The sequence below is a fragment of the Pseudonocardia sediminis genome, from assembly GCF_004217185.1.
Taxonomy (GTDB): Bacteria; Actinomycetota; Actinomycetes; order Mycobacteriales; family Pseudonocardiaceae; genus Pseudonocardia; species Pseudonocardia sediminis.
This window is the reverse complement of sequence record NZ_SHKL01000001.1, coordinates 247,966-268,679: the sequence shown is the minus strand read 5'-3', so window position 1 is coordinate 268,679 and position 20,714 is coordinate 247,966. Positions and strand designations below refer to the sequence as shown.

The 20,714-nt window shown below is 73.5% G+C and carries 21 protein-coding genes; 5 read left to right on the top strand and 16 right to left on the bottom strand.

All coding sequences use genetic code 11. From position 1 onward, the window contains the following. Positions 1 to 4 precede the first annotated feature (4 nt). The 6 genes from EV383_RS01315 to EV383_RS01290 are packed head-to-tail and all read right to left on the bottom strand — an operon-like array spanning position 5 to position 7,061. Positions 5 to 1,057, bottom strand: a complete 1,053-nt coding sequence (locus EV383_RS01315; RefSeq protein WP_207223400.1) for an LLM class flavin-dependent oxidoreductase — start codon at positions 1,055 to 1,057, stop codon at positions 5 to 7. After that, on the bottom strand, positions 1,047 to 2,441 hold the full coding sequence (locus EV383_RS01310; RefSeq protein ID WP_130288212.1) for an MmgE/PrpD family protein: 1,395 nt from the start codon (positions 2,439 to 2,441) through the stop codon (positions 1,047 to 1,049). The genes EV383_RS01315 and EV383_RS01310 overlap by 11 nt, the downstream gene beginning before the upstream one ends. A 54-nt stretch (positions 2,442 to 2,495) precedes the next feature. After that, entirely contained in the window at positions 2,496 to 4,157 is a 1,662-nt protein-coding gene (locus EV383_RS01305) for an amidase (RefSeq protein WP_242622835.1), read from the bottom strand. Next, complete coding sequence (locus tag EV383_RS01300) at positions 4,154 to 5,317, bottom strand: acyl-CoA dehydrogenase family protein (protein ID WP_130288211.1); 1,164 nt, start codon at positions 5,315 to 5,317, stop codon at positions 4,154 to 4,156. The genes EV383_RS01305 and EV383_RS01300 overlap by 4 nt, the downstream gene beginning before the upstream one ends. Further along, on the bottom strand, positions 5,317 to 6,540 hold the full coding sequence (locus EV383_RS01295) for a CaiB/BaiF CoA transferase family protein (protein ID WP_130288210.1): 1,224 nt from the start codon (positions 6,538 to 6,540) through the stop codon (positions 5,317 to 5,319). The genes EV383_RS01300 and EV383_RS01295 overlap by 1 nt, the downstream gene beginning before the upstream one ends. Then, the gene (locus tag EV383_RS01290; RefSeq protein WP_130288209.1) at positions 6,537 to 7,061 is read right to left on the bottom strand and encodes a MaoC family dehydratase; all 525 of its coding nucleotides are present in this window, start codon (positions 7,059 to 7,061) and stop codon (positions 6,537 to 6,539) included. Before EV383_RS01290 ends, EV383_RS01295 begins: the two co-directional genes overlap by 4 nt. 145 nt (positions 7,062 to 7,206) lie before the next feature. On the opposite strand from EV383_RS01290, the gene EV383_RS01285 reads away from it, so the two are divergent. Next, a complete protein-coding gene (locus EV383_RS01285; RefSeq protein ID WP_130288208.1) occupies positions 7,207 to 8,001 on the top strand; it encodes a FadR/GntR family transcriptional regulator in 795 nt (264 codons plus the stop codon). A gap of 25 nt (positions 8,002 to 8,026) precedes the next feature. On the opposite strand, the gene EV383_RS01280 is transcribed toward EV383_RS01285, so the two are convergent. Next, positions 8,027 to 8,614 (bottom strand): NADPH-dependent FMN reductase, encoded by a 588-nt coding sequence (locus EV383_RS01280; RefSeq protein WP_130288207.1) that lies wholly within the window; start codon positions 8,612 to 8,614, stop codon positions 8,027 to 8,029. Positions 8,615 to 8,640: 26 nt separating this feature from the next. Beyond that, entirely contained in the window at positions 8,641 to 9,216 is a 576-nt protein-coding gene (locus tag EV383_RS01275) for a TetR family transcriptional regulator (RefSeq protein ID WP_130288206.1), read from the bottom strand. 94 nt (positions 9,217 to 9,310) lie between these two features. Between EV383_RS01275 and EV383_RS01270 the strand changes: the two genes are divergently transcribed. Further along, positions 9,311 to 10,348, top strand: a complete 1,038-nt coding sequence (locus tag EV383_RS01270; RefSeq protein WP_130288205.1) for an NAD(P)-dependent alcohol dehydrogenase — start codon at positions 9,311 to 9,313, stop codon at positions 10,346 to 10,348. 16 nt (positions 10,349 to 10,364) lie between these two features. On the opposite strand, the gene EV383_RS01265 is transcribed toward EV383_RS01270, so the two are convergent. The 4 genes from EV383_RS01265 to EV383_RS01250 all read right to left on the bottom strand — a co-directional run bounded on the left by EV383_RS01265 (position 10,365) and on the right by EV383_RS01250 (position 14,394). Next, positions 10,365 to 11,972, bottom strand: a complete 1,608-nt coding sequence (locus EV383_RS01265) for an AMP-binding protein (protein ID WP_207223399.1) — start codon at positions 11,970 to 11,972, stop codon at positions 10,365 to 10,367. Between the two features lie 201 nt (positions 11,973 to 12,173). Continuing rightward, entirely contained in the window at positions 12,174 to 13,136 is a 963-nt protein-coding gene (locus EV383_RS01260; RefSeq protein WP_130288204.1) for a TIGR03557 family F420-dependent LLM class oxidoreductase, read from the bottom strand. Between the two features lie 52 nt (positions 13,137 to 13,188). Beyond that, the gene (locus EV383_RS01255) at positions 13,189 to 13,374 is read right to left on the bottom strand and encodes a hypothetical protein (protein WP_130288203.1); all 186 of its coding nucleotides are present in this window, start codon (positions 13,372 to 13,374) and stop codon (positions 13,189 to 13,191) included. Between the two features lie 81 nt (positions 13,375 to 13,455). Further along, positions 13,456 to 14,394 carry an NADP-dependent oxidoreductase gene (locus tag EV383_RS01250; RefSeq protein ID WP_130288202.1) on the bottom strand — a complete coding sequence of 313 codons (939 nt, stop codon included), beginning with the start codon at positions 14,392 to 14,394 and terminating at the stop codon, positions 13,456 to 13,458. Positions 14,395 to 14,839: 445 nt separating this feature from the next. Between EV383_RS01250 and EV383_RS01245 the strand changes: the two genes are divergently transcribed. The 3 genes from EV383_RS01245 to EV383_RS01235 are packed head-to-tail and all read left to right on the top strand — an operon-like array spanning position 14,840 to position 16,351. Beyond that, the gene (locus EV383_RS01245; protein ID WP_165438194.1) at positions 14,840 to 15,250 is read left to right on the top strand and encodes an STAS domain-containing protein; all 411 of its coding nucleotides are present in this window, start codon (positions 14,840 to 14,842) and stop codon (positions 15,248 to 15,250) included. A 33-nt stretch (positions 15,251 to 15,283) separates the two neighbouring features. Continuing rightward, positions 15,284 to 15,724: an ATP-binding protein gene (locus tag EV383_RS01240; RefSeq protein WP_130288200.1), complete on the top strand. Its 441-nt coding sequence runs from the start codon at positions 15,284 to 15,286 to the stop codon at positions 15,722 to 15,724. A 6-nt stretch (positions 15,725 to 15,730) separates the two neighbouring features. Beyond that, positions 15,731 to 16,351 (top strand): DUF7002 family protein, encoded by a 621-nt coding sequence (locus EV383_RS01235; protein ID WP_130288199.1) that lies wholly within the window; start codon positions 15,731 to 15,733, stop codon positions 16,349 to 16,351. Here EV383_RS01235 and EV383_RS01230 read toward each other — a convergent pair. Genes EV383_RS01230 through EV383_RS01215 form a run of 4 tightly spaced genes read right to left on the bottom strand, consistent with a single transcriptional unit; the run spans position 16,330 to position 20,702 of the window. Beyond that, complete coding sequence (locus EV383_RS01230) at positions 16,330 to 16,806, bottom strand: (2Fe-2S)-binding protein (protein ID WP_130288198.1); 477 nt, start codon at positions 16,804 to 16,806, stop codon at positions 16,330 to 16,332. The two genes, EV383_RS01235 and EV383_RS01230, sit on opposite strands and share 22 nt — an antisense overlap. A gap of 1 nt (position 16,807) precedes the next feature. Beyond that, positions 16,808 to 17,620: an FAD binding domain-containing protein gene (locus tag EV383_RS01225; RefSeq protein WP_130288197.1), complete on the bottom strand. Its 813-nt coding sequence runs from the start codon at positions 17,618 to 17,620 to the stop codon at positions 16,808 to 16,810. After that, positions 17,617 to 19,941 carry a xanthine dehydrogenase family protein molybdopterin-binding subunit gene (locus EV383_RS01220; protein ID WP_130288196.1) on the bottom strand — a complete coding sequence of 775 codons (2,325 nt, stop codon included), beginning with the start codon at positions 19,939 to 19,941 and terminating at the stop codon, positions 17,617 to 17,619. The genes EV383_RS01225 and EV383_RS01220 overlap by 4 nt, the downstream gene beginning before the upstream one ends. Beyond that, positions 19,938 to 20,702 (bottom strand): SDR family NAD(P)-dependent oxidoreductase, encoded by a 765-nt coding sequence (locus EV383_RS01215; RefSeq protein ID WP_130288195.1) that lies wholly within the window; start codon positions 20,700 to 20,702, stop codon positions 19,938 to 19,940. The genes EV383_RS01220 and EV383_RS01215 overlap by 4 nt, the downstream gene beginning before the upstream one ends. Positions 20,703 to 20,714: the final 12 nt, after the last annotated feature.

The following is a 20,714-nucleotide window of genomic DNA, read 5'->3' as shown; positions in this document are numbered from 1 at the left end:
CCCTTCACTCGTGGCGGGTGGGACCTGCGGCGGCCGGGGTGGACCGCAGGACGGGGGCGACCTCGCGGGCGATCAGGTCGAGCGAGGCGAGCGCGTCGGAGACCGGCATGCCGGCCCAGTCGGTGCGCAGGACGAAGTGGTCCACGCCGAGCTCGTCGCGCCACGGCAGCAGCGCCGCGAGGCAGTCCTCGGGGGATCCGATCACGAACCGGTCCTGGGCGAGCTCGTCGTAACCGGTACGGAACGAGTCGTTTCCGGGCAGGACACGGTCCTGGCCCCAGTCGGCGTAGACGGCGTACTTGCCGGCCAGGTGCGGGCGGGCCAGCTCGACCGCCTGCTCCCGGGTGGGCGCGCAGTAGATCTCGCGCATCAGCGGCAGCTCCCGCAGCGGGCCGCGACCGGCCGCGGCGCGCTCGTCGTGGAACAGCCCGAGCTGGCGCCGGATCGTCGACGTCGTGGCGTGCGGGTTGATCATCCAGGTGTCGGCGAGGCGCCCGGCCCGGCGGACGGCGGCGTCGGAGTTGGCGGCCATCCAGACCGGCGGGTGCGGGTCGGCGACCGGGCGCATCGTGGCGCGGACGCCGTCCAGACGGGTCCACGGCAGGTCGGCGTGGACCTCCTCGCCGCTCCAGAGCTCGCGCACCAGCCGAAGGTTCTCGGTGAACCGGCGCACCTTCTCCCCGGCCGGGACGCCGAACGCGGCGTACTCGACGTCGCGGTAGCCCAGCCCCACGCCGAACACCGACCGCCCGCGGCAGATGACGTCCAGGCTCGCGTAGGCCTCGGCGGTGTCCACCGGGTTGTGCAGCGCGAGCAGGTGGATGCCGGTGCCGACGGTCATGTCCCCGGCCTCGGCCGCGACCCGGGCGAGCCAGGGCAGCGGCTGGATGTGGGCGAGCGTCTCGCTCAGGTGGTGCTGCCCGCCGAAGACCGAGTCCAGGCCGCCGTCACGGGCGGCGCGGACCAGGGCGAGCTGGTCGTCCAGCACGGCGAGCGGGTCGGCGTCGGCCCGCCGCTGGTGGGTCAGGAACAGGCCGACCCGCACCTCACCCGGCACGGCACGCCTCGGCGAAGTCCGACGCCGGGCGGTCGTCACCCAGGGCGAGGACGGCGGCGCGGACCCGGTCGGTCGTCGCGTCGCCGGCGACCCGGCCGATCGTGCCGCGGAACTTCTCCTCGATCTCGGCGTTGGTCAGCGGGCGCTGGTCGTGGCCACGGTTGACCTGCTCGCGGTGGGCCAGAACCCGGCCGTCGGAGAGCTTGATCTCCAGCGCCCCGGAGTAGGCGGCCGGGAACGCGCTGTCCGGGTCGTCGTGCACCCGCACCTTCTGGGCCAGCGCGCGGATGCCGGCGTCGGCCAGGGCGTCGTCCTCCAGCTCGGCGAGGGTGAACCGGCCGCGGACCAGCGAGGCGGCGACGGTGAACGGCAGGCTGAACTTGGCGTCGTACTCGTCGCGCGGGGCCCACTTCGCGGCCTCCGGCTGACTGACCACCCTGCCCGGCGTCGGGTGGATCCCGGCGCGGACCGCGACGACGTCCTCGGGGCGGATCCCGTGCGCCTCGCGCAGCGTCAGCGCGGCGTCGGCGAAGGCGTGGTTGAAGTGGCAGATCGGGTAGGGCTTGACCGCGGTGCGCATCAGCTCCCACGTCGTACCCAGCCCGGCACCGACGGCCTCCGGGTGGGTCTCGCGCCCGGCCAGGTGCGTGGCGTAGAGCCCGAACCGTCCCTCGTAGACGGCCGGGGGCCCGCTCCACCCGGCTTTCGCGAAGCTCGCCGCCGTCAGCCCGGACATCGCCGCCCACCCGGGGTGCAGGCGCTTGGTCCAGGACCCGTCCTCGAGGAACTCCAGCAGCCCGGCCGACATCGACCCGACGACGCCCTGCGCCGCGGCGAGCTGCCCGGCGTCGAGCCCGGTGACCTTGCCGGCCGCCGTCGCCGCGCCGAACGCGCCGGCCACCGCCGTCGGGTGGAAGCCGACGTCGTGGAACCCGCCGGCGCCTCCGATCCCGACCCGCGCCGAGACCTCGACGCCGAGCACGTAGGCCAGCAGCAGGTCCGCGGTGCTCGCCCCGGTCGCGACGGCCGCAGCCAGCGCCGCCGGCAGGGCGGCGGCGCTGACGTGGGTGACGGCCGGGATGTGGGTGTCGTCGAAGTCCATGCCGTGGATGAGCACGCCGTTGAGCACGGCCGCGTCGCGGGCGGTGAGCCGGTCGGACATGCCGAGCACCGGGTGCTCACCGCCGCCGAACGCGGCCAGCGCGTCGCGGGCCACGGCCGGGAACCCGTAGGCGGTGGAGGCGAACGCGAGCCCGACGGCGTCGAGCACCAGGTACCGGGCGCGTTCCAGGACCTCGGCCGGGACGTCGTCGATCCCGGCGGCGGCCACGAACTCGCCGACCTGCCCGGCCAGCGACAGGCGGGTGTGGGTGTCGGTCGTCACAGCTCCTCCTCGAGTGGGACGAAGATACGTCAGACATTTAGCGACGGGAAGGGGTCATCCGATCCGGTCCGCGAGCGGCGGCGTGCGCAGGTGGTGCTCGGTGCGCTCCTGGAACCACGCCGCGACGGCCAGCGCGACCCCCTCCCGGTGCGGCGGGGCGATCAGCTGCGCCGACGTCGGGCAGCCGTCCGGGGCGAACCCGGTGGGCAGCGCCAGCCCCGGGGCGCCGGTGAGGTTGCCGAGCATCGTCGAGCGCGACTGGGCCGCGTAGAGCGGATGCTCGACGCCGTCGACGCGCACGGTGCAGTCGGGCAGGACCGGTGCCGTCGACGGGGTGGTGGGCACGACGACCAGGTCGGCGCGCGCGAACACCGCGTCCAGCTCGGCCTGCAGCTCGACCCGGAACTGCAGCGCGCGCAGCAGGTCCGCGGCCGGGGTGGTGATTCCCTGGCTGATCCGGCGCACGGTCACCGGGTCGTAGTCGTCCCAGTGGTCGGCGTCGAACCGGTGCAGCGCGGCAGCCTCGGCGAACACGACCTGGTAGCCGATCGGCAGCGCGGCCGCCGCGGACGGGATCTCACCGGCCACGACCGTCGCCCCGCCGCCCACCAGCTCGGTGACCAGCGCCGCGACCCCGTCGCGCACGGCGCCGTCGCACAGCTCGGTGAGATAGCCGCCGGGCACCGCGACCCGCAGACCGGACAGGTCGGCGGGAACGGACGGCGGGGCGAACGGGGTGAGCTCGCCGATCCTCGGGTCGGTGCCGTCCGGACCGCGGATCACCGACAGCAGCAGCGCCACGTCGCGGGCGCTGCGGGCCAGCGGGCCGACCGTCTCGGTCGTCCAGGACAGCGGGACGACGCCGGTGCGCGGCACCGTGCCCGCCGTCGGCTTCAGGCCGGTCAGCCCGCACCAGGCCGACGGCAGCCGCACCGACCCGCCGACGTCGGTGCCGATCCCGAACGGCACCGCCCGGGACGCGACCGCCGCCGCCGTCCCGGTCGAGGAGCCGCCCGCCCAGCGCCGCGCGTCCCACGGGTTGCGGCAGGCGCCGAAACGGCGCGGGTGCGGCCCGCCGACGGCGAACTCGGTGGTCGCGTCCTTGGCGATCGCGATCGCGCCGGCGTCCTCCAGCCGGGCGACGACGGTCGCGGACGCCGCGGCCGGGGTGTCTCCGCGGCGCAGGGAGCCCGCCGTGGTGGGGACCCCGGCCAGGTCGAGCACGTCCTTGACGGTGAACGGCACGCCCTCCAGCGGGCGCGCGGTGCCCTCGGCCCAGCGCCGGTCGGACTCCGCCGCCCTCTCCGCGGCCCGCTCGTCCAGGGCGACGATCGTGCAGTTCAGCGCGGCGTGCGCGCCCGCCAGCCGGGACAGGGCCGTGGCGACGACCTCGCCCGGGCGGGCCGTGCCGCCGCGGTACGCGTCGAGCAGGCCGGTCGCATCGAGCAGGTGCGGTGCGGCGGCGGAGGGGCTGCCGGGCGCGGCACCGCTCGCCCGCGGTGTCCACGCGTCGGTCCGGTTCGCCCACTCCCGCGTCCACAGGTCGCCGCGGGCCGGGTCCGCCGCGGCCGGGTCGACCGGGCGGGCCCGCAGCGCCGCGGCGGCCGCCTCCGCCCCGGCGACGGCGGCGTGCATGTCCGCGACCTGCGCGTCGTCGAGCCGGAAGCCCAGCCGCACGCTCTGCGCGGCGAGTGCCGCCGGCTCGGGCGCGGTCACTTGATGGTGGCCTTCCCGGACAGCAGCGCCTTCGCGACGACCCCGCGCAGCACGTCGTTGGTGCCCTCGCCGATCGACATCAGCGGGGCGTCGCGGTAGAGCCGCTCCACCTCGAACTCGGTCGAGTAGCCGTAGCCGCCGTGGATGCGCATCGCGTCGGTCGCGCACTCCAGCGCCGCCTCCGAGGCGAAGATCTTCGCCATCCCGGACTCGGTGTCCATCCGCACGCCGTCGTCCATCCGCGACGCCGCCCAGTACGTCATCAGCCGCGCGGCCTGCAGCTTCACCGCGATCTCGGCCAGACGCAGCTGCACGGCCTGGAAGTCGCCGATGGCCTGGCCGAACGCCTCCCGGTCGCGGGCGTAGGACAGCGCCTCGTCGTAGGCGCGCTGGGCGATCCCGACGCTGCGGGCGGCGATGTTGATCCGCCCGGTCTCCAGCGACGACAGCGCCTGCTGCAGCCCGCGGCCCTCGACGCCGCCGAGCAGCTGCGACGACGGCACCCGCACCCCGGTGAGCACGACCTCGCAGGACTCGGTGCCCTTGTAGCCGAGCTTGCCGATGTCCTGGGTGACCTCGAACCCGGGCGAGTCGGCCGGGACGAGCAGGATGCTCATCCCCTTGTGCGCGGGCGTGGCGTGCGGATCGGTCTTGACCAGCACCGGCAACGGGTCGGCGTGGCGGGCGTTGGTGATCCACATCTTGGTGCCGTCGACGACGTAGTCGTCCCCGTCGCGGCGCGCGGTCGTGCGGATGCCCTGCAGGTCGGTGCCGGCGCCGGGCTCGGTCAGCGCGATGCCGGTCCGGCGCTCCCCCGTCGCGAGCTGCGGCAGGTAGGCGTCCTTCTGCTCCTGCGTGCCGTGCTTCGCGAGCATCCAGCAGGTCACCGAGTGGCTGCCGAGGATCCCCGCGATGCCCATCCAGCCCCGCGAGATCTCCTCGAACGTCAGGGCGAACGAGACCGTGTCCGCGTCCAACCCGCCGTACTCCTCGGGCACCGCGAGCCCGAACAGCCCGAGCTGCTTCATGCCGTCGACGATCTCGGTCGGGTAGCGCCCGGAGTGCTCCCACTCCCGGGCGACCGGCACGATCTCGCGGTCGACGAACGTGCGCAGCGTGTCCCGGTAGAGGCGCTGCTCGTCGCTGAGCTGGAAGTCCATCAGATCTCCTTCTCGGCGCCGGCCGCACCCAACGCTCCGGATCGACGCAGCGCCGCGATCTTGTCGTCGTCGTAGCCGAGGCCGCGCAGGACGGTCTCGGTGTGCTCGCCCATGCCCGGGGCGGCGCGGGTGGGGGCGCGGTCGTCGCCGGGCGGGCCGACGCGCACCGGGGACCGCAGGGTCCGCACCGTCCCGAAGTCGGGGTGCGGCGTCTCCGCGACCAGGTCCCGCTCGACCGTGTGCGGGTCGGTCAGGGCGCCGGCGACGTCGTGGATCGGCGCGCACGGGATCGAGGCGGCGTAGAGCGGGGCCAGCCAGTCGGCGACGGTGCGCGTCCGGAAGATCCCCTCCAGGATCGGCAGGATCTCGTCGCGGTGGGCGTTGCGGTCGGCGAACGTGGCGAACCGCGGATCTCCGGCGAGGTCCGGGCGGTCCATCACGACCGTCAGGCGCTGCCAGAACTTCTCCTTCGGCGCGGCCACGACCAGCCAGCCGTCGGCGGCCTCGAACGCCTGGAACGGGATCAGCGACGGGTGCGCCGAGTGGCTGGTCCGGACCGGCTCGTAACCGGCCGTCATGTGCCAGGCGCCCGGGTAGGTCAGCAGGCTGACCGCGGTGTCGTAGAGGCTGACGTCGCAGTCGGTGCCGACGCCGTCGCGTCGCGCCGCGTGCACGGCGCCGAGCAGCGACAGCGCCGCGGCGTACCCGCCGGAGTAGTCGACGAGCGAGAGCCCGGTCTTCTGCGGCGGCCCACCCGGCTCCCCGGTCAGCGACATCCATCCGGCCAGCGCCTGCAGCACGTAGTCGTAGCCGGGCTCGCGCGATCGCGGCCCGGTCATCCCGAACCCGGTCAGCGAGCAGCAGACGATCCGCGGGTTGACGTCCTTCAGGTCGTCGTAGCGGATGCCGAGCTTCTCCGGGACGTCGCCGCGCAGGTTGGAGTAGACGGCGTCGGCGGAGCGCACCAGGTCGTGGAACACCTCGCGGCCCTGCGGCGTGCGGATGTCGAGCGTGATCGAGGTCTTGTCCCGGTTGAACGACTGGAAGAACAGCGAGTCGCCGTCCGCGGCGTAGGGCGGGACGCTGCGCCCGACGTCGCCGCCGGCCGACGGGTCCTCGATCTTCACGATCTCCGCGCCCAGCTCGGCCAGGTGCATCGTGCCGAACGGGCCGGCGCCGTACTGCTCCAGCGAGACGATCCGGACGTCTTCGAGCGGCCTCATGCGCCCTCCACCGTCAGCGGCTCGGCGGCCTGCGGGAACAGGCCGGCCGCGTCGCCGTGGCCCTGCTTGTGGACGTAGAACGTGCGCCGGAACGTCAGCACCGGCACCGCGTCCTGGTTCAGCGTCCGCGTGCGGATCGTGACCAGCCCCGCCGTCGGGCGGCTCGCCGACTCGCGCCGGTCCAGCACGATCGACTCCGACCAGATCGTGTCCCCGACGAACACCGGCGCGGTCAGGCGCAGCTCGTCGACACCGAGGTTGGCGAACGCGTTCTGCGAGGTGTCGGTGACCGACTGGCCCATCGCGATCGCGATCGTCAGCGGGGACGCGACGAGCATCCGCCCGAACTCCGACGACGCCCCCACCTGCGCATTGAAGTGCGCCTGGTTGGTGTTCATCGTCAGCAGCGAGAACCAGGTGTTGTCCGCCTCGGAGATCGTCCGCCCGAGCGGGTGCTGGTAGACGTCGCCGACCGCGAAGTCCTCGTAGAACCGTCCCTGCCAGCCCGGCCGCACCGCCATCGCCGCTCCTCCGTTCGACTCACCTCCCCGGGACGCTAAAACGTCTGACATTTCTGGTCAACGGTTGTCGCGACCGGGGGACCACGGGTCCGGCGCGGGTACGCTGCGCGGGCCGTCCGACCCCCGGCCCGGAGCGTGAGCCCGCATGTCGCCCAGCCAGGACCCCGGTACGGCGGATGCCGGGACCCCGGCCGGCGCCGCGCCGACGGCCCGGCTGCGGGTGCAGCGTGTGCGTCCGGCGTACCGCCAGGTCGCCGACGACCTGCGCTCGCAGATCATGCGCGGGGTCGTCCCGCCCGGGGACCGGCTGCCCAGCGAGCCGGAGCTGGCCACCGCGTTCGGGGTCAGCCGCAGCACCGTGCGCGAGGCGTTGCGGGTGCTGGCCAGCCAGCACCTGATCGAGACCCGGCGCGGGGTGCGCGGCGGGTCGTTCGTCGCGGCTCCGGACCCGGCCCGGGTGGTGGAGGACGTCGGCGGCGCGCTCGGGGTCCTGGTCACCACCCCGCACCTGCGGATGGAGGACCTGCTCGAAGCCCGTCTCCTGCTCGAGCCCGCGGCGGCCCGGCTGGCCGCGCAACGGGCGGACGCCGAGACCGTCGAGGCGGTCCGGATCGCGGCGGAGGCACCGCGCGACCCGCAGGACCCGACCGGCTTCGTCCCGCACCTGGACTTCCACACCACGGTGCTGATGGCCACCGGGAACCTGATGTTCACGATGATGGGCCAGCCGGTGCACGACGTCCTGCGCACCCAGCTCGACCGCGACCGGGTCGCGCGCAGCGAGTGGGACGAGGTCGACGAGTGCCACCGCGTGATCGCCGCGCACATCGCCGCCGGCGAGGACGTCGCCGCCGAGGAGGCGATGCGCAGCCACCTGCTGGACCTGCGCGTCCTCTACCACCGGGCGGCGCGCTGGCGGGGGCCCGGGCAGCAGACCTGAGCGGGTCTCAGGCGTCGTTCCGCCCTCAGGCGTCGTTCAGGGCCTTCCGGGGGATCTCCGGTCCGTCGGTGCCGATCAGGTCGCGGGGCACCCGGGCGGCGAACTCGACCACGTTCGCGGCGAGGCGCCGCAGCTGACGGCGGATGTCGTCGTCGACGAGCTCGCCCGCCGAGAAGTGGGTGTTGTTCGCGTAGACGGCGCCGGGCACGGCGTAGGCGCGGAAGAACCCGACCAGCGGCTTGAGCTCGTGCTCGATGGCCAGGAAGTGGTGGTCGGTGCCGCCGGTGGCGATCAGCCCGACCGGCTTGCCCTCCAGCGCGTCGTTCGGCAGGACGTCGAAGAGGTTCTTGAGCCGGCCGGTGTACCCGCCGCGGTACATCGGCGTGCCGACGACCAGCGCGTCCGCGGCGACGACCCGGTCGATCACGTCACGGGTGTCGCCGGTGTAGGTCGCCGGGTCGCGGCCGTCGCTGAACTGGACGTCGTGGTCGCGCAGGTTCAGGACGTCGGCACTCACCTCCGGGTAGGCCCCGGCCTGCTCGACCGCGGTCCGCACCGCGATCAAAGTCTTCGACGCTTCCGACGGACTGCCCGAGATGCCCAGGAACTTCACCGGCCCGACGCTATCCCCGCGCCGCGTCACCCGCCGGGCGCGAACGCCCCGCGCACCGCGCGGGCCAATGCGGCACGGCGGCGGTCGTGGTCGGCGGCCGCGTCGTCCGGCGCGGCGGCGACCGTCACGCTGGCCGGGGACCAGGCCATCGACATCGCGATGACCATCGAGTAGATCTCGGCCGGCTCCGACCCGGGGTCGATGCGCCCCTCCCGCTGCGCCCGCGCGATCGCGGCGAGCTTGCCCGCCACGTCCTCGGCGGCGTCGATGAGCAGGTCCCCGGCCGGGAGCCGTTCGAGCCGGGCCCAGGTCGCGAGGAGCACGACGCCGGGCCGTTCCAGGTAGGCGTCGTAGAGCCGGACCGCGTAGCCGGGCAGGTCGTCGGCGTCGAACGGCACCAGGTTCGTGATCAACGTGAGGTGCTCGCGGAAGACGGCGTCGAACAGCCCGTCCTTCGAGTCGAACCAGGCGTAGATCTGCGCCTTGTTCGCCGGGGCGGCGGTCGCGATCCGGTCGACCCGAGCGCCCGCGATGCCGTAGGTCGCGAACTCCTGGGCCGCGGCGTCGAGCAGCCGTCGCCGTGTCGCCTGTCCGTCCCGCATGTCACGACGGTAACAAACCGTTTGGTTTGCAGAGCCGGCCGAGCAGGTCTAGCGTCGGCGGCAAGAAACCGAACAGTTTGTTTGAGGGGTCGCCATGCACGACGTGATCGGCTACGCCGCCGCCTCGCCCGGGGCGGATCTCGCGCCGTGGACGTTCGCCCGCCGCGACCCCCGGCCCCAGGACGTGGTCGTGCGCATCACGCACTGCGGGATCTGCGCGACCGACCTGCACGCGGTGGGCGCCGGGAACCCGGACGACTTCCCGCTGGTGGCGGGGCACGAGATCACCGGCGTCGTCACCGGGACGGGGTCGGAGGTGACCCGCTTCGCCGTGGGCGACCCGGTCGCGGTCGGCAACATCGTCGACTCCTGCGGGAAGTGCGTGGAGTGCCGGGCGGGCCGCGAGAACGACTGCGCGGAGTTCCCGACCCTGACCTACGGCGGCGCGGACCACGTCTCCGGCGGCGTCACGAAGGGCGGCTTCTCGACCGAGTACGTCGTCGACGAGCGCTTCGCCCACCGGATCCCGGATGGGCTCGACCCGGCCGGCGTCGCCCCGCTGATGTGCGCGGGCATCACCACCTACGCCCCGCTGCGGCGGTTCGGGGCGGGCCCGGGCACGAGGGTCGGGATCGTCGGTGTCGGCGGGCTCGGGCACGTCGCGATCAAGCTCGCCCACGCGATGGGCGCCGAGACGGTCGCGTTCACGACGTCGGAGGCCAAGGCGGACGCGGCACGCGCCCTCGGTGCCGACGACGTCGTGCTCTCCACCGACGCGGCGGCGATGGCCGCCCAGGCGCGGCGCTTCGACCTGATCCTGGACACCACCGGCGTCGCGCTCGACCTCGCGCCCTACTTCGCCGCGCTCGCCGTCGACGGGACGTTGTGCCTGGTCGGGATCCCGCCGGGCGAGCTGACGATCGACCCGATGAGCCTGATCGTCGGCGAGAAGCGCCTGGCCGGCACCGGCAGCGGCGGCATCCCGTCGACCCGGGAGATGCTGGAGTTCTGCGGCGAGCACGGCATCACCGCCGACGTCGAGGTCGTCGGGACCGACCGGATCGCCGAGGCGATGGCACGCCTGGGACGCAACGACGTGAGGTTCCGGTTCGTGATCGACATGTCCGTCTGAGGGCCGACGGCCGGGATCAGTCCCGCAGCGCCCGTCGCATGATCTTCCCGGTGGTGGTGCGGGGCAGCTCGTCGAGGAACGCGATCTCCCGCGGCACCTCGTGCGGGGCCAGCCGCGACCGGACGTGCGCGCGGAGCTCGTCGGCGAGTTCGTCGGAGGCGGTGACGCCGGGGCGGAGCACCACGAACGCCTTGGGCACCTGCCCGCGCCGCTCGTCCGGCACGCCGATCACCGCCGCCATCGCCACCGCGTCGTGTCCGCCGAGGCTCTGCTCGATCTCGCCCGGGCCGATCCGGTAACCGGCCGAGTTGATGACGTCGTCCTTGCGGGAGGCGAACCAGATGTAGCCGTCGGCGTCCTGGTGGGCGAGGTCGCCGGTGAGCAGCCAGTTCCCGTGGAACTTCGCCGCGGTCGCCTCGGGGTTGCGCCAGTACTCGAGCATCGTCGACGGGGTGCGCCGGTCCACCGCCAGCTCGCCGACGGTGTCGATCACCGGCTCGCCGTCGTCGCCGAGCACGACCGCCGTCGTCCCGGGCAGGCCCTTGCCCAGCGACCCGGGCCGGACCGGGTAGACCGACGCGCAGTTGCCGATGCAGGCGTTGAGCTCGGTCTGCCCGTAGCCCTCGTTGACGATGGCGTCGAAGAACTCCTCGCTCCACGCCAGCAGGTCCGCGCCCAGCGCCTCCCCGCCGGAGCAGATCGCGCGGAACGCGAACCCGCCACCGGCGATGCCGGACGCGCGGATCACCCGCAGGGCCGTGGCCGGGAGCAGCGTCAGCGTCACCTCGAACTCGCGCATCAGCCAGACCGCACGCTCGGCGGTGAACGCGGGCTCGCGGTCCACGACCACCGGCAGCCCGTGGAACCAGGCCGGGACCAGGACGTCCATGATCCCGGCGATCCACGCCCAGTCCGCCGGCGACCACAGCACGTCCTGGCGCTTCGGGTAGAACTCGTAGATCGTCTCGAACGCGGGCAAGTGCCCGAACACGATCCGGTGCGCGTGCAGCGCGCCCTTCGGGTCACCGGTCGTGCCGGAGGTGTAGATCAGGAACGCCGGGTCCTCCGCCGCCGTGTCGACCGGCGTGAACTCCGGTGACGCCGCATCGAGCGCCGCCTCGTAGGAGTCCTCCCCCGTACCCCCGATCACCAGCAGCGGTACCGGCTCGCCGCCGTCGTCGAGGGCTTCACGCACCTTGTCCGCGTTCGCCGACGCCGTGACGACGGCCTTCGCCCCGGCGTTGCGCAGCCGGTAGCGCAGGGCGTCCGGCCCGAACAGCGACGACAGCGGCAGCGCGACCGCGCCCATCCGGAACATCGCCACGAACCCGACGCCGGTCTCGAACGACGCCGCGCTGACCAGCCCGACGACGTCCCCGGGCCCGATGCCGAGCGCGGTCAGGGCGTTGGCCAGCCGGTTCGACGCCGTGGTGACCTCGCCGAACGTGAAGTCCCGCGAGGTGCGGTCGGCCTCGACGACGGTCAGCGCGCGGGCCTGCGGGTCCTGGCGGTCGGCGCACGCCACCCCGAGGTTGAACCGCTGCGGGATCGCCATCGTGGAGAAGTCGACCTGGCTCCACAGCTCGTCGTAGCTCGCGGCCGGTCGGAGGAACGGCTTCTCCACGGTGCCTCCCGGGTCCACGACGATGGGGAGACCCACGGTAGGGCGACCGGCCCGCGCCGGATAGCGCCGTCCGGAGGCCGAACGCGATGGCCCACGATCGGCAGGCCCGCGAGCTGACGGACCTGCTGCTCGGCCTGGCCCGGGCGGCCCGGGCGGCCGGGCCCGGTGGAGGCCCTGGCGCTGCTCTGAACCGCCCGCCGGTCAGCCGGAGAGTGCCCGCACCGGGCCGGACAGCTCGGAGGCGAAGAAATCGAAGAACCCGTCCATGTCGGGACCGGCGTTGATCAGGGCGAGACGGTCGTAGCCGGCGTCGGCGAACTGGCGGACGACCGTCATGTGCGTCTCGACGTCGGGGCCGGCGCCGAACACCTCGCGCATGTCGTCCTGCCGCACGAACGCGGTGGCGGCCTCGAAGTTGCGCACGTTCGGCAGCTCGGACTGGACCTTCCAGCCGGTCGGCCCGAACCGGAACTTGTCGTGCGCGGACTCGATCGCGGCCTGCTCGGTCGGTGCCCAGGCCAGGGGGACCTCGGCGTAGCGGGGACCGACCCCGCCCGCGGCCGTATAGGCGTCGATCAGGTCCGTGCGCGGCTCGGTGACGAACAGGGCGTCACCCAGCTCGGCCGCGATCCGGGACGCCTTCGGCCCGCCGGACGCGACCGCGATCAGCGGCGGGGTCTCGGGCAGGTCGAACACCTGCGCGTCCTCGATCGAGAGGTGCTTGCCGCGGTAGGTCCGGTACCCGCCGGACCACAGCAGCCGGATGATCTCCAGCGCCTCGCGGAGCATCTCGTGCCGGACGCCGACGACCGGCCACTCGGCGCCGGTGACGTGCTCGGAGAGCCGCTCACCGGACCCGACGCCGAGGACGAACCGGCCGTCGGAGAGCAACGAGGTCGTCGCGGCGGCCTGGGCGATGATCGCCGGGTGGTAGCGGATCGTCGGGCAGGTCACCCCGGTCGCCAGCTCGATCCGCTCGGTGCGGGCCGCGATCGCGGCGAGCATCGACCAGGCGAAACCGGAGTGCCCGTGGCTCTCCAGCCAGGGGTGGAAGTGGTCGCTGATCTCGACGAAGTCGAAACCGGCCTCCTCCGCCCGTACGGCCTGGCGGACCATCTCCTGCGGGGAGAAGGCCTCAGCGATCAACTTGAACCCGATCTGCACCGGTCCACACCTCTCGTCGACGACGAGAGGGTGGTACCCGGCACGGTCGGAATCAGTCGGACTTCGGTGCCCGCTGCGTCAGATCCTCACCCACCAGTGGCGGCTCGTCGGGGAGGACACCGGGCTCGTTGCCGGCCTCGTCGGCGTTCTTTCCGGGAGCCTGCCGCTCCACCGTGTTCTGATTGTCCAGGAACTCCTGGCTGTCCGGGTCGGGTGCGTTCTCCACGCTGTCTGCCATGACCGCGTGTTCCCGGTCACTCGTTCGATATGCGACCTGTCTCACACTGAGACGGGTCGACCTCCCCGTCGAACGGGCGGATCAGGGGATCAGGACGATCTTCCCGCGGGTGTGGCGCTGCTCGACGAGACGGAAGGCCTCGCGCACGTCGTCGAGTCCGAAGGTGGCCGCGACCGGCACCTCGAGGTCCCCGTCGGCGGCCAGAGCGGCGAGGGCGGCCATGTTGTCGGCGGTCGCCGCGTCCGTCGTACCCGAGCCGTGCACACCGTGCTTCTGCAGCGCGTCGAAGTCGATGATCGTGTTGATCCGGTCGGCCGGGACGCCCAGCTCGATCGCCGTGTCGACGTAACCGCCGCCGAACACGTCGACCCAGGCGTGGATCTTGTCCGGAGCGTCGTCGCGGAGGCGCTGCAGCGTCTCGGCGGCGTCGGCGCCGTAGGCGATCGGGGTCACGCCGAGCTCGCGCAGCCACTCCTGGTTGGCCTCGGAGGCGATGCCGACGACCTCGACGCCGCGGCGCAGCAGCAGCTGGGCGGCGATCGCACCGACTCCACCCGCCACCCCGGACACGACGACCGTCTCACCGGGCTGCGGGTCCACGACCTCGACCGACGCGACCGCGGCCATCCCGGCCACGAACAGCGAACCCGCGACCTCGAACGGCAGCCCGGCCGGCTTCGCCACGACCTGTGACGCCGGTACCGCGACGTGCGTGGCGTGGCTGGCGCGCTCGTCGGTCCAGCCCAGGACCTCGTCGCCGACGTCGATCCCGGTCACCTGCGCGCCGACGGCGCTCACCACGCCGGCCAGGTCGCTGCCCTGACCCGACGGGAACGTCGCCGGGAACATCTCGGCCATCGCGCCGCTGCGGATCGCCGCCTCGCCGGGGTTGATCGACGCCGCGCGCACCTCGACCACGACGCCGTCCGGCGCCGCTCCGGGGGTGGGCACCTCGGCCACGTAGAGCACGTCGACGTCCCCGTAGGAGTCGAACCGCACCGCTCGTGTCGTACCGGTCATCTCGCTCACGTCCTTCCGGTCGTGCTCGGGCCACGCCGGTCCGGGCCTCCCCCGCTGCAATGCCTCCCGTGCCGTCACACATGCCCGGGGCCACCGGTGATCCGGGCCACACCATCCCGCGGCCGCGCCGTCCGTCGCGCGACCGGCGATGATCATGAGGATCGATTCCGGTGACCGGGTCGCCTACTCAGGACGAGATCGGTCACACGACCTGACCCCACCGCGGTGAAGACGCTCACCTGCGGTGACGCCACAACCCCCTGACGTGCACGGACGGACGGATCTGAGATCCCGGAAGTGCCCGTGGACATCGACTCAGGGGTCGGTACGGTAGAAGCATTCCTTATCAGCCGAGATGCACCGGATCCGCGCCGCGACGCCCGTCGTGCGCCGTGAGGGGTGCACACCGTGTCGTCCGGAGGACAGTGCCGTGGGCGGTGAGCCGTTGACGGGTTCGCAGCAGGACGTCCGCACCGAGACGAGCTGGCCGCAGCCGGAGTCCCGGATCCTCGTCGACGAGTCCGAGCCGCGCAGCGGCGTGCGGGTCCTCGGTGTCGCCGGTGAGATCGACCGGCTGGAGGCCGAGGCGATCCTGGCCCGCCTGGACGCGCTGCTCCGGGCCCCGGACGCGCGGCTGGTCGTGCTCGACCTCAGTGCGGTCCGGTTCATGGGCTCGCACGGCCTCACGACCGTGGTGCACGCCCAGCGGATCGCCACCGCGCTCGGACGCACGCTGCGCGGGGTCACCGGCGCGGCGAACCGCGCGGTGTCCCGGCCGATCACGATGACCGGCCTGGACTGGGTCATCGACTGGTTCACGAGCGTGCCCGAGGCCACGTCGACGGAACGGCCGTGAACCCGGCCGGCCCCCACCGGGCGTCGCACGCACGTGGTTGAGCCGCTCCGGATCGTCCTGCCCTGCGAGGCCTCGTCCGCCGCGACGTCCCGGCGCGAGATGCGGGCCTGGCTGCTCGAACTGTGCGGCCCGGACCAGCTGTGCGACACGTGTGACGACCTGGTGTTCGCGGTCAGCGAGGCCGTCACCAACAGCATCGACCACGCCTACCTGACCCGGCCCACCGGTCCGGTGTCGCTCCGCTGCGCGGTCGAGGAGTCCCCCGACGCCGCATCCGGCCTGGCGGTCGTCGTGCAGGTCGGGGACGAGGGTGCGTGGCGGACCCCGCCGGAGGACCCGGGAGACCGCGGCCGCGGGCTGATGATGATGCGGGCCAGCGTCGACGCGATGGACGTGCAGGTCCACGTGTCCGGCACCACGGTCGTGCTGCGCACCGATCTGCGCTGCCCGTCGCTCGTCCCGTCGGGGGCCTGACCGTCCGTGCGGGTCGACGACCTGGTGCGACGGGTGCCGCGGCTGTTCCACACCACCTCCGCGCAGGCGTGGCCGGGCATCCGCGCCCACGGCCTGCTCACGGCCGATGCGCTGGTCCGGCTCTTCGAGGCCGACGAGAATCTCCTGACCCGGCGACGTCCGGTCGCGCACCGGCTCACCCACCCCGAGCACGGCGTCGCCCGGCTCCGCGACCAGCGGCCGATGAACGAGAAGCACCTGGCCCGGATGCTCGACGGCACCGCGATGACCACCGCCGACTACCTGCGCCGGATCAACACCATGGCGTTCCTCTGGGCCGACCCGGCGCGGCTCGACCAGCTGCGGAGCCTGCCCCGCTACGCCGGCGAGACGCACCTCGTGCTCACCGTGGACACCGCGTCACTGCTCGGCGCGCACCTCGACGACGTCGTGCTCACCCGGATCAACTCAGGGGCCGCACTGTTCCCGAGCGGGCGCCGCGGGCCGGAGACGTTCCGGTCGGTGGCCGACTTCCCGGACTGCGACCGGGTGGTCGAGCTCGCCGTCTCGGGCGGGGTGCCGGACCTGGACCGGCACCTGCTGCGGGTGCAGCGGTGGCACGGGGATCAGGTCGAGGACCTCGACTGATCACGCCCCGCGGCCTGCACGGCGTCGACGATGCCCTGGTAGCCGGTGCAGCGGCAGATGTTGCCGGCCATCTCGGCGCGGATCGTCTCCCGGTCCGCGTCCGGGTGGGTCTCCAGCAGGTGCGCCGCGGTCAGCAGCATGCCCGGCGTGCAGAAGCCGCACTGCAGGCCGTGATGGGCGACGAACGCCTCCTGCAACGGGTGCAGCCCGCCGTCGTCGTCCTGCAGTCCCTCGACGGTCGTCACGTCGGCGCCGTCGGCCTGCACGGCGAACATCAGGCACGCCCGCGCCGGCGCCCCGTCGACGAGCACGGTGCACGCCCCGCACACGCCGTGCTCGCACCCCAGGTGGGTTCCGGTCAGGCCGAGGTCCTCGCGCAGCGCGTCGGCCAGGGTCCGGCGCGGCTCCACGTCGAGCCGCGTCGTCTCGCCGTTGACGGTCAACTGGACGTCCATCTCACTCCCCCGGCCCGACCCGGGCGAGTGCCCGGCGGACCATCTCGGCGGCCATCGCGCGCCGGAACGGCACGGACCCGTGCAGGTCGGCGGTGGGTTCGATCTCCTGCGACGCGGCCTGCGCGGCGTCGCGGGCCGTCCCGCCGCCGGCCAGTACCTCCTCCGCGGCGTGCGCCCGGACCGGTGCCGCGGACACCCCTCCCAGGGTGACCCGCAGTCCGTCGCCGAACCCGGTGACCACGGCGGTGACCAGCGCGAAGTCGCCGTGCCGGCGGGCGAACTCGGCGAACCCCCAGCGGTCCGGACGTGGGAAGCGCACCGAGGTGATCATCTCGTCGTCCGCGAGCGCGGTGGTCATCATGCCGGTGAACAGGTCCGCGGCGTCGAGCTCGCGCAGCCCGTCGGGCCCGGCGACGGTGACCGTGGCGCCGGTCGCGACGGCGACCACCGGCAGCTCCGCCGACGGGTCGGCGTGCGCCAGGCTGCCGCCCGCGGTGCCCCGGGTGCGGATCGCGGTGTGCCCGATCCAGCCCGCGGCCTCGGCGAGCAGCGGGTGCTCGTCCTGGGCCTCGAGCAGCGCGTGCCGGGTGAGCGCGCCGACCCGCAGCGCGCGGGCGTCCACCTCGACCGACGACAGGCCCGGGATCCGGTTGACGTCGACCAGCACCGACGGCCGCGCCATCCGCATGGCCATCACCGGCACCAGGCTCTGCCCGCCGGCGAGGATCTTCCCGTCGCCGGCGGCCTGGCGCAGCGTCGTGACCGCCTCCTCGACGCTCGACGGGCGGACGTAGTCGAACGGGGCGCACTTCATACCCGGACCACCTGCCCGTGCAGCGCCTCCCAGACCCGCGACGGCGAGACCGGCAGCGTGTCGATCTCGACCCCGAGCGCGTCGTGCACCGCCCCGGCCAGCACGGCGTTCGGCCCGAGCGTGCCGCCCTCCCCGACCCCGCGGACCCCGAGCGGGTTCGCCGCCGGCTGCGCGACGTGGCCGATCACCATCTCCGGGATCTCGGCGCTGGTCGGCATCAGGTAGTCCAGCAGCGTGCCGGTCGAGAGGTTGCCGTCGGCGTCGTAGACGAGGTGCTCGTAGAGCGCGCCGCCGATGCCCTGCGCGATCGATCCGGCGATCTGCCCGTCGACGATCTGCGGGTGCATCGCCCGTCCGGCGTCCTCCACGCAGACCCACGACAGGATCGCCAGCTCACCGGTCACCCGGTCCACCTCGACGGCCGCGACCTGCGCCCCGGCCGCGAACGCGCCCCGGACCGGGTCGTAGAACCGCGTCGCGTCCAGGCCGGGCTCGATGCCCTCGGGCAGCCGGTTCGACTCCAGGTAGGCGACGCGCGCGACCTCGGCCACCGAGATCCGGGGCTCCGGCTCGCCGACGACGGAGATCTGCCCACCGGCGACGCGAAGGTCGTCGGCGGAGGCCTCCAGCAGCCCGGCGGCGAGGTCGAGCAGCTTGACCTTCACCGCCTCGGCCGTGCGGTGTGCGGCGCCGCCGCCGATCACGGCCTGCCGCGAGGAGAACGCGCCGAAGCCCCACAGCGAGGCGTCGGTGTCGCCGATGCGGACGTCGACGTCGTCGTAGCCGACGCCGATGCCGTCGGCGACGATCTGCGCGACGGTCGTCTCCAGGCCCTGGCCCTGCGAGGTGACGCCGGAGAACACGGTGACCCGTCCGTCCGGGTTGATCCGCACGGTGCACGCGTCGTGCCCGGTGCGGAACGGCATCCGCGGCCCGGCGCTGGCGGCCCGGCCGAGGCCGGTGAGCTCGTTGTAGAGCGCGACGCCGATCCCGATCGGAGCCTCCCCCGAGGCCCGGCGACGCTCCTGCTCGGCGCGCACGGCCGGGTAGTCGATCAGGTCGAGGGCCTTGTCCAGGCACTCGGCGTAGTGCCCGGAGTCGTCGACCAGCTTCGACGGCATCTTGTAGGGGATGTCCTCGGGCATGATCACGTTGCGGCGCCGGATCTCGATCGCGTCCAGCCCGAGCCGCGCCGCGGCGGAGTCGAACATCGCCTCCATCGCGTAGACGCTCGCCGGTCGGGCCACCCCGCGGTAGGGCCCGGACGGCGCGGTGTTCGTCGCGACGCCGCGGACGGTGCAGCGGTAGTGCGTCAGCTTGTACGGCCCGGACAGCAGGCCACCCGCCATCAGCGGCTCGATCCCGGCCGTCCACGGGTAGACCGAGTAGGCGCCGACGTTGCAGGTCACGTCCGCGTCGATCCCCAGCAGCGTGCCGTCGCCGTCGAACGCGGCGCGCATGCGGTAGCGGTGGTCGCGGGCGTGGGTGGCGGCGAGCAGGTGCTCGGCGCGGTCCTCGACCCACTTGAGCGGGACGCCCGGCATCGCGCGCGCCATCAGGCACAGCGCGACGTCCTCGGGGTAGAGCACGGCCTTGACGCCGAACCCGCCGCCGACGTCCGGGGCGATCACCCGGACGTCGCCCTCCGGCAGGCCCATCAGCTCGGCGATCATGTTCCGGACGATGTGCGGCACCTGGGTGCCGTTCCAGAACGTGAGCTTGCGGTCGTGCTCGTCGAAGACGGCGACCCCGGCGCGGCACTCCATCGGGTTGCCCGCGTGCCGGTTGGTGACCAGGTCCCGCTCGACGACGACGGCCGCGCCGTCGAACGCCGCGTCCACCTCGCCCGCGGTGAACGTGCGCTCCAGCAGCACGTTGTCCGGCGCCTCGGCGTGCACCGGCTCCTGCGGCGGCTCCCACGCGCACACGGTCGGCGGGAGCGGGTCGTAGTCGACGTCGACGAGCTCGCACCCGTCCTCGGCGCGGTAGCGGTCGGCCGCGACGACGGCGGCCACCGGCTCCCCGGCGAAGCGCACCTTCCCGTGCGCGAGCACCGGCTGCCCGGTCTCCACGTACGACGGCAACGCGGACTGCGCACGCAGCACGACGTCGGCGAAGTCCGCGCCGGTGAACACCCTCGTGTCCGCCGGCGTGGACACGTCCACCGACGTGATCCGCGCGTGCGCCACCGGGCTGCGCAGGAACGCGACGTGCCGCATCCGCGGCAGCTCGAGGTCGGTGACGAACCGGCCGTGCCCGGTGACCAGGCGCTGGTCCTCCTTGCGGCGGACGCTGCGGCCCAGGGACTCGCCGCCGCTCACGGCATCGCGTATCCGCCGTTGACGGACACGACCTGGCCCGTCGTCCAGGAGGAGAGCGGCGAGGCGAGCATCAGCACCATCGGCGTGACGTCGTCGGGGTGCCCGAAGCGGCGCAACGGGTACATCGCGAGGACCTTCTTCATCTGCTCGGCCTCCGGCGTGCCGGCGTGGGCGTCGAAGTGGTCGGTGCGCACCAGCGCCAGCGACACCGCGTTGGCCCGGATCCCGAACCGCGCCAGCTCCTTGGCCAGCGACCGGGTCAGGCCGACGGTGGTCGAGCGGGCGGTCGCGGTGACCAGCAGCCCGGACTCCCCCACCCGCCCGGAGTCGCCCATCAGGTTGACGATCGACCCGGCCTTCCGTTCCGACATCCTCGTGGCGACGGCGTGCGTGAGCTGCAGCGTCCCGGTCACCGTGACGTCGATCTGCGGTGCCCAGTCCTCCGGTGTGGACTCCAGGAAGCGCTGCTTCTTCGTCACCGCGGAGTTGTTGACCAGCACCCCGATCGGGCCCAGCTCCGACTCCACGCGCTCCACGATCTCCGCCACCGCCGCGGCGTCGCGGGTGTCCCCGCCGACCGCGATCGCGTTCACCCCGAGCTCGGCGGCCTCGGCCGCGGCCTTCTCCGCCCCCTCGGCGGAGGAGTGGAAGTGGAACGCGACGTGCGCGCCCTCGGCCGCGAACGCCAGCCCGATCGCCCGGCCCAGTCCCTGCCCGGCGCCGGTGACCAGCACCGTCGTACCCGCCAGCTGCAGATCCATCTCTCGTCCTCT